Raw genomic sequence first — 2,542 nt, 5'->3', positions numbered from 1 at the left:
CTCTATAGTTGTTATGTTCTTTATAGCCATGGCATCATTTTTCATGTTCATAAGAGAAATGATAAATAGGATAATTGTGATTTATTGCTTGTTATGAAAACACTTATGAAAACATCTCAATAGAAACTGATCATTATAGAGATCAGTAAAATCCCTTTTAATAGACCGTGTCAGTGTTGTCAGTTCCTTTTAGACCTTCTATTATTTTTTTTATGAGTAAAAATTAAAAACATTATATTTCAATAGGTTAGTATTTTAAAAACATAACTCATATCACTATTACAATCTTTAAAGATAACCAATGATGTGAATTGATTAAAACTTGTCAGTTATGTGTCAGTAAATTGAACTGACAAATTAGATTATTTTAGTGAGTGATTAAAATGTGCTTTATGAAAAGCATATGATCTTTTAAAGCCTTTCAAAAGATAGCTTGTAACTCATATGAAATGCTATCAAGACCATTATGGTTATGAGTTTTGAAGATTTTGAGTATTTTGAGGGGTCCTTTTACCCCCCTTTATATATTTTTTTCAATCAAAAAATAAAAGTTATTATATTTCAATATGTTAATGCTTTAAATAAACAACCTATATTACACACAACACGTAAATACAATCTGTAATATATATAAAAAGGGGTTTTGAAGGTATTTTGAGGGTTTGAGAAACATTCAAAACCTATAAGTAATATAAGAAAATGAATATACATAACTCTCTTTAAACAAAGCTTCTGATAACAATAAAGCTATCATTTTAGATTACGGTATAATCTTTTAAAGGCAATGTAAAAGAAGCGTATTCACTTTAAGATAGGGTTTCTTAAAAATCTTAAAGCAATCTAAATAAGAGTATCTAAAAGTGCAAGTTTCTTCTTTTTAGAATAACGCATATAAACACTCCTTTTAAGATTGTATGTAATCAACTTAACAAGAGAGGTATAGACTATGGTTATAAGACCTTATACCCCTTGTAAGGTTATCACACTCATTATGTGAGCATGCTTTAATAAGCTTATTCAGTTTCTCTTATTTCTAATTTTGGTAAGTTCTTAACAATCTTCATTGTTTTTAAACTTACGGTAATAACCCTTTGAAACAACTCTAATGGATAAGCAGGGTTGCCAACGGTTTCAACAGCATAGCGATTGGCATCATTCACAATACCACTCTTTTTATCAGTCTTTACACATTGACGCTCCATAACCCATTCAAGAGCGGGTTTACCATTAACGATATACTCATAAGCTTCAAGAGGAATATCTGTCATGATGATATTGCTGTTATAAAAAACAGTCGATTTATCCTTTTCCTTACTATTCCCAGAAAATTTCATTTCAGTCACGTAATAGAATTTTTCGGGATTAGAGATCTCTGTAACTTTTGGATTACCCTTTTTAAAGGTCACTGGATAAGGCTCTACAGTTTCATAATTCACGTGCAAATGACCGAGTTCACGCCCTGCTGTTACGAACTTCCAAAAGTCATCAGCACTCTTTACACACGGGATACGAGGCAGTTCTTTAGAGAGGTTATCAGCATAACGAGAGCGATAATCTTCCGAATGAAGTAGACCGTAAACATAATAGAATAGATCATCCTTAGTAATTTTTTCATTAGGATAAGCAGCTTTAAAATGTGCTAATCCTTCATCCGTAATGGCATCATGCCTCTGTAAACCAACTGTTTTACTTTCTTCTGTAGAATCCGTAAATAAATGGGATTGTTTCTCTCTTTTACTTTTTGGGACCGTACTATCTTCATAAATATAGCGTGGAAAGCATTGTCCATTTTCTATCACCTGAACATCGGGCAGAGCCGTAGTCATAAGCACAGAAAAGCCTCCCATTGCTCCTATGCCTGTAACTTGTATGATTTTATTTTCAACCGCTTTCTCCATTGGGAATATACGCGGCGTTTGGTAAACTCTCTCATTGAAAGTACGATTATAATAAAGCCACTGTCGTGTAAAAGGGCGATATAAACTTTGCATGAGGCATGCATCTTCGAATTTAAGAATTTTTCCTCTTACCAATTCTTGTTTAACATTATGGCTCCAGCTAATCTTGCTCTCATCTGCATTGATGAAATTGTTTACAGCATTTGCACGTATTTTATGATCAGCATGTGGATAGGCATCATTAAAACGTTCTACTTCGCTATTATAGAAAGTAATCATATTATGCATATTATTTTCTAAAATCTTATAGCTTGAGTTATATGCCCAAGCATCACGGTTTGTTTTTAGACCACAGGAATAAATTTTAAAGAGCTTTTTATCATGTCCTTTTTTAACACCTATAGCTAAAAATTTTTTAAAACTGTCATCACGTTGCTTTATCCAATCCCCATGCTTATCCGGTGTAATTATTTGCCAACCTTGTTTACTCCGTGTAATACCATCAATGCTTCCAAGGGATTCAATCATTGTAAGCTTTTCTTGCCTCGTGAGATAGTCTCCAATATTACGAAAATATATCTTACCACGCTGTTGTGCATTTGGATTTTTTACGAGAATGGAAATCGCTATAGGGGCTCGAGATC

At 32.6% G+C, this 2,542-nt stretch carries 1 protein-coding gene; it reads right to left on the bottom strand.

Annotated features, from left to right (window positions below):
• Positions 1–1,013 precede the first annotated feature (1,013 nt).
• Positions 1,014–2,542: type ISP restriction/modification enzyme (locus ACFIL3_RS09580; protein WP_375682167.1), on the bottom strand; the 1,529-nt coding region annotated here is incomplete at its 5' end.

This window comes from Bartonella sp. CE47NXGY (assembly GCF_042195415.1).
GTDB lineage: Bacteria > Pseudomonadota > Alphaproteobacteria > Rhizobiales > Rhizobiaceae > Bartonella.
The sequence above is the reverse complement of the archived record's forward strand: the minus strand, read 5'-3'. Positions and strand labels throughout refer to the sequence as shown.